This window comes from Moorena sp. SIO3I6, from assembly GCF_010672095.1.
The window spans coordinates 1-2,370 of the sequence record NZ_JAAHHU010000725.1 but is presented as its reverse complement, the minus strand read 5'-3'; the positions used below and the strand labels follow the sequence as shown (position 1 = coordinate 2,370).

General features: G+C 44.4%; 5 protein-coding genes. All 5 read right to left on the bottom strand.

Annotated features, from left to right (window positions below):
* A partial coding sequence (locus F6K49_RS41900) for a hypothetical protein (RefSeq protein WP_293107176.1) occupies window positions 1-373 on the bottom strand: 373 nt, incomplete at its 3' end.
* A gap of 182 nt (window positions 374-555) precedes the next feature.
* Window positions 556-1,188, bottom strand: a complete 633-nt coding sequence (locus F6K49_RS41895) for a YqiA/YcfP family alpha/beta fold hydrolase (protein WP_293107173.1) — start codon at window positions 1,186-1,188, stop codon at window positions 556-558.
* A 24-nt stretch (window positions 1,189-1,212) separates the two neighbouring features.
* Window positions 1,213-1,674, bottom strand: coding sequence for a Spy/CpxP family protein refolding chaperone (locus F6K49_RS41890; RefSeq protein ID WP_293107170.1), 462 nt, complete (start codon window positions 1,672-1,674; stop codon window positions 1,213-1,215).
* 53 nt (window positions 1,675-1,727) lie between these two features.
* Window positions 1,728-1,871 carry a hypothetical protein gene (locus F6K49_RS41885; protein WP_293107167.1) on the bottom strand — a complete coding sequence of 48 codons (144 nt, stop codon included), beginning with the start codon at window positions 1,869-1,871 and terminating at the stop codon, window positions 1,728-1,730.
* 104 nt (window positions 1,872-1,975) lie between these two features.
* On the bottom strand, window positions 1,976-2,370 hold a 395-nt coding region (locus tag F6K49_RS41880), incomplete at its 5' end, for a hypothetical protein (protein WP_293107164.1).

The following is a 2,370-nucleotide window of genomic DNA, read 5'->3' as shown; positions in this document are numbered from 1 at the left end:
TCCCTTCCGAACTTAATGGTTTTGCCAAAGGAACCCACCAAGCTTGTCCGTAGTTTCGATAAGCATTGAGCCAATTCTCCAGGTAGTGAATTTGTACTCCTGGTTTACATTTTTGGTTTCTAAAATCGGGCAAACTTGTGTAACTTGTGGACTCAGCGATCGCCACCTTTGCGTTCCCGTTCGCTTCCAGATCGGAATCCAGGACAATCGCCGTATGACTGTAATCGCTTCCAGTGAAGTATCGAATCAGAGCAGCATCGATCTTCAGTCCAGAAAAAGTAATCAGATCTCCTGGTTTAAATGGATAGAGAGACTCAATCAAATTTTGGGGTGGGCTAGGGCGAGGGCTTGTCAATCTAATTGAATCTAACATCGACTTATTCAACTCAATGACAGTAAATATGAACTCGAGAGTCAACCTCAGTTTCGATCTCGATTCATTTTTTTTTTACAGAGTAATTCTAGCCTATAGTGGAATTTTTGGGAATAATTCTTGTGATTATTTCCCGAATAACCTGCTGTTGGATCGGATGGAACACTGACCCCTCAACCGACCTAAATATCACAAAATTTCCGAACTGCTGCCCAAATCAACGCCATCACATCCCGCAAACCGTGTTCGCTCTCCAATTCAACCAATTGCACCCAAGGGCGCTTACTAGCATAATCACGACTCTCGATGATAGGAATCACCTCATCATAGCACCCATGTAGAATCAGAGTAGGTACTTGTCGCCCTAGCTCCAAACCCTCATAATTACGGGCATCTTCTAGAAACTGGTAGTGCAAGGGAAGCTTTCGGGTTTCTCGGTAATGGTAAATCTCTAGATATCCGTCGGAGCGCCACTGATTGAGCTGTTCTGCTCCTAATTTGGGCAACCAATGGCCAAGGAACCCAAATGCTGGCGCTAGTAGAACCAGTCTCTTGATTTGTGGATTGTTTTGTGCTATACATGCAGCGGTAAAAGCACCTAAACTAGAGCCGATTAACGTGACTGGTGTTCCATCTAAGGGCAGTAATGCTCCCACTTGACTAATCTGGCGGCTTATTGTTAAATGATTAAAGTCATCTTGATTAAGGTCAGGAATTGTTAGAGAGACATTGAGGCCAGCAAACGCTTGCTGTAAATACACCGCCTTGGCTGATTCAGGGCTAGATGCAAAACCGTGTAGATAAATAAATCTCAAAATCCTTATCCTTTGTGGTTCTACTTAATCCGATAGAGGGTTTTGGTTGCGGCGCTGTCTCATGAATTGAGCAAACTGGATGCGTTGTTCAGGAGTCATCACCTCTCGCATCTGCAACATACTCTCAAAGTGTAACTCTCCTAGCTGCCGGTTCAATAGTTGAACCTGTTGGTATTGAGTGCGGATAGTTTCTCTGTCAGCTGTACCCACCATCAACTCACTTAATGTCTGCTTCGCTTGACTCACTTCCTGACGAAGATCTATAATGGATTCTTCATACTCCAGCTTAATGGTTTTTAGCTGCTGCCTTTGCACCTGGTTGAGCTTGAGTTGCCTCATTAACCTATGCTTACTCGATTTTGGGTGTTGTTGACCCTCAGGGCTGGGAATCAATTGAGAGGTTATAGGCTTGGTATTAGCTACAGCAGTGCAGCCAGTCAGGGTAACCAAGAGAATTGACAAAACATAACCTGGACGTAACAGCATGGAAGTTACCTATAAATGTCTTTAATTTAAAGTTTGTAAGAAATATTGAAGGTTTAAAATTCAAGTTGAAGGTTGTTCGCGTAGCGTGGCCGAAAGGCCAAGGTTGAAGGTTGAAGGTTGAAGGTTGAAGGTTGAAAGTTGAAGGTTGTTCGCGTAGCGTGGCCGAAAGGCCAAGGTTGAAGGTTGAAGGTTGACAACCCACTTTTACCTTGCCATAGCCGTTGGCTAGAGCCAACCTTTTAACAGGTCAAACCTTATCCTCTATAGGTGATCCTGAGGTGATCGTTCCTACTATGGGTTTTTATTGTCCAGTATTGGCTAAGATCATCCAATCAGCTGGTGGAGTATGAATGACATTGCTCACCGATGTCTCTCCCACAACTCCATGCCAATTTTTCTCTAAGAAAGCTTCTAGAGTGGTTAAATTGTGAGTGCGGTAACCACTCCAAGCCATCAGTAAACCAACAGCGATGGCTGATGGAACTAACCAAAGCTGTGGTTTACGACTAGGCGGTGGGGATTTAGCGATCGCATTGATAACTCGTTCCTCCAACTCAAATGCTGCTGGTGGAGGAGTAGGTCGATGTTGGCGCAGAAATGCTTGCCATTGTTCGTCATCAGGTTGAAACTGAGTCATGGCATGTCTCCTTGTTGTTGGATGATATATTTCCGTAGGGAAGTTCGAGCGTGGAAAAG